Source organism: Leisingera sp. F5, assembly GCF_001593695.1.
Window position 1 is genome coordinate 1 of the sequence record NZ_LUKH01000324.1, and the last position, 2,855, is coordinate 2,855.

Below are 2,855 nucleotides of genomic sequence, written 5' to 3' on the forward strand. Positions count from 1 at the left end.
TTGAGGAGGGTCAGAAAATGATCGGGGGGATCATTTTCCCGACGAAAGGATGCATTGCGTGAAACTGCTGGGGCAGCGCCTCTCGGCGCGAGACTTCGACAGGCAGGCCGCGGAAATCCAAACCCGTTTCGCCGTGCTCAACCGCTACACCGCTCTTGGCATACCCGCAACAGAGGCTATCGGGTAAGTCCCTCAGGGCAAAGGGGAAGTCCGCCCGTTACCCGATTTGTGCAACAAAGCCACGCGGGGGGGCAACTGTCTACGACGCCATCAAGAATGCCGAACTTATCGATTGCGTTGCCCGGCTGGCTGAGACCGCCGAACGCATCTGTTCGGTGTGTTCGGGCGCTTTCGTCCTGGCAGCTACAGGGCTTTTAAATGGTCGTAATGCTGTAACGCATTGGGAAGACTGCGCGACGATCACCGAGACTTTTCCGAACATCAATGTCAACTCGGACGCGATTTTCCTCAAAGACGGCAATATCTGGACGTCCGCTGGATGTAGCACGGGCATAGACCTTGCCCTTGCCCTTGTATCTGAGGACCTAGGCCATGCGTATGCGTTGGAAATCGCAAGGTCCATCGTAGCCTACATGGTGCGGCCTGGTGGTCAGTTGCAATTCAGTGCCGCACTGAAACGCCAGACCGACGCAAGCTCGGATCGCTTTGATGAGCTCAATGCTTGGATTTCCGAGAACCTCAGGGGGCGATCTACGAAATGAGATACTTGCAGAGCGCATGAACATGAGTCCCCGTAATTTCTCGCGGGCTTATACTCGGGACACGGGCCAAAGCCCTGCCAAAGCGGTGGAACTCTATCGGTTAGAGACGGCACGAGAACTACTTCAAACGACGAAATTTGGCATTTCGCAGATGCAGACAGATGCGGGTTCGGTAGCACCGATGGGATGCGACGGTCGTTTCTTCGCAACTTGAATGTTGCGCCCAACGATTACCGCAGTCGATTTGAGGACACCGCCAACGATCCACAGTAGATTCCCCATGCGTTAATCGTTGCGCCAACTAAACAAAGAGTTGGAACAAATTCATTAGGGTCCGAGGACGAAGCCGCTCCGCGGCATTGGCGCTCGTGGCTGGCGTTCAGCATTGGTCTGACTGCGGTGCATTTGGGAATGGGCGTGGCTGTCTGACAATTGAGGCCTTCTCAATCGACAGACAGGAGGTTCCCATGACGGAGGAGAGAACCACGCCGCTGCGTGAGCGGATGATCGAAGATATGCGCATTCGCGGGATGGGCGATAAGGCGCAAAAGTCCCACATCCGAGCCATCAAGGATTTTGCGACGTTCCTGAAGCGATCACCGGACACGGCAACACCGGATGATCTGCGAGCATATCAGTTGCATATGACCGACACGGGCGTGACAGCCTCAACCTTCAACAGAGGACATCGCTCGCCTTACGTTGCTGCATGATACCTTCAATACCGGGTGGGAGAGCTGGGCTGAACAGGTTGGGCTGAGCGGTGAACAGATCATCGCGCAGAATATCAAATACGTGGATAGCGCTGTATTGCTGGAGGCCGCCATCGACGGGCAAGGCGCGGCGCTGGCGAGACATCTCCTAGCTGCGCGGGATTTGGAGAAAGGTCGGCTTGTCCGCCTCGACGAAAGCGCCATACCGTTGGATAGGGGGTTATTCTTCGTTTGCCGACCCGGCGATCAAGAGCGTGTCCCGGTGAGAATTTTCAAGAAGTGGCTCTTGTCAATTTGAAGGCTCGCGTGCAAATACCTTCGAAAAACGGTCATTGGACCGTTAACTGAATTAGTCTCGATGTGATCTGACACCGCCCCCTTCTCAGCACGCTGAACTGGGGGCGGCGCATCTCATGAAGGAGATGATGGCTGGCCGTTTTGATGGTGGTGCAAACCCAACCGCAAAACGAGGCAATCACAATGCTGAACTCTACCGATAAGATCATCAAACACAAAAGGGAGTTTGACGGCGAAGCCATCAAGTGCTGGCAGCGCGACGTGCCGCAGCATCGAGCTCCGGAGCCGGTCCTGGACCAGTAGGTGCGCCCGCCAATCAAGCGGCCCCGCCGCGAGATTTGCACAAAGCTTATGTGCAAACTCCAGCGGCGCAGGCTCCGGCTGGTCCAAAATCCGGATAACTCCCTCCTGGAAATATTTTGCCCGCAGGGCGAACACCGCAGGTCAGGCCGCAAGAGCGTCCGCCTCTGCTCCCCGCCCCCGAGCAAACCGGCCCAAACGGCAAGTTGGAGGCGGTCATCGCGGACAACCCGGAGCCCCCTGCCCTGCGGCTGCATCCGAGCCTGTCGGCGCGGTACCGGGAGCTGATCGAAGACCTGGCTGGCGCCCTGAACGCGCCAGAGGTGCGGCGGGAGGCGACAGCGTCGCTGCGGGCGCTGATTTCGGAAGTGCGGATGGTTCCGGACGCGGATACGCCGGGCGGGCATCAGCTTGAACTTGTTGGAAAATTTGCGGGACTGATGTCTTTAGGGCAACCTGAATCGAAGAAGCCCCCGCTGTTTGCGGAGGCTTGGTCGGAAACGGTGGTTGCGGGAGCAGGATTTGGACACTGTTTCATTCAAGCTCGATAGTCCATCCTTAAAAAAATGACCGGTGTTCATTGGGCGTTACGGGCGCAAAGCATCTTCGAAATCCGTAACTATGCTACTAACAGGCTGCTGAAGAAGTCGGCTCTCGACGCGGTCTGAGGAACGTGATTCACCCTCAGCACAACTTCGGCGGGGGGTGATGATGCGCGGGACGGATGAAGCGAGCGGATCGCTTTTCAGCTGTGTCGATCTGGAAGAACGCATCCCCGCGCGGCCCCCTCTCCGCAAGATCAGGCAGGTAGTCAACGACGCGC

4 protein-coding genes and 3 pseudogenes are annotated in these 2,855 nt (G+C 57.1%); all 7 read left to right on the plus strand.

All coding sequences use genetic code 11. The features are described from left to right. Positions 1-40 precede the first annotated feature (40 nt). Positions 41-187, plus strand: a pseudogene (locus A2I95_RS29610) (IS5/IS1182 family transposase); the annotation flags it as partial. Continuing rightward, entirely contained in the window at positions 156-722 is a 567-nt protein-coding gene (locus A2I95_RS29615; RefSeq protein ID WP_291735636.1) for a DJ-1/PfpI family protein, read from the plus strand. The pseudogene A2I95_RS29610 and the gene A2I95_RS29615, both read left to right, overlap by 32 nt. 16 nt (positions 723-738) lie before the next feature. Continuing rightward, a complete protein-coding gene (locus A2I95_RS42660; protein WP_367152988.1) occupies positions 739-936 on the plus strand; it encodes a helix-turn-helix domain-containing protein in 198 nt (65 codons plus the stop codon). Between the two features lie 253 nt (positions 937-1,189). Then, positions 1,190-1,402: pseudogene (locus A2I95_RS29620) on the plus strand (phage integrase N-terminal SAM-like domain-containing protein); the annotation flags it as partial. A 22-nt stretch (positions 1,403-1,424) separates the two neighbouring features. Then, a complete protein-coding gene (locus A2I95_RS29625; protein WP_291735638.1) occupies positions 1,425-1,733 on the plus strand; it encodes a LysR substrate-binding domain-containing protein in 309 nt (102 codons plus the stop codon). A 505-nt stretch (positions 1,734-2,238) separates the two neighbouring features. Continuing rightward, entirely contained in the window at positions 2,239-2,583 is a 345-nt protein-coding gene (locus A2I95_RS29630) for a hypothetical protein (protein ID WP_291735640.1), read from the plus strand. A gap of 160 nt (positions 2,584-2,743) precedes the next feature. Further along, a pseudogene (locus A2I95_RS29635) lies at positions 2,744-2,855 on the plus strand (IS5/IS1182 family transposase); the annotation flags it as partial.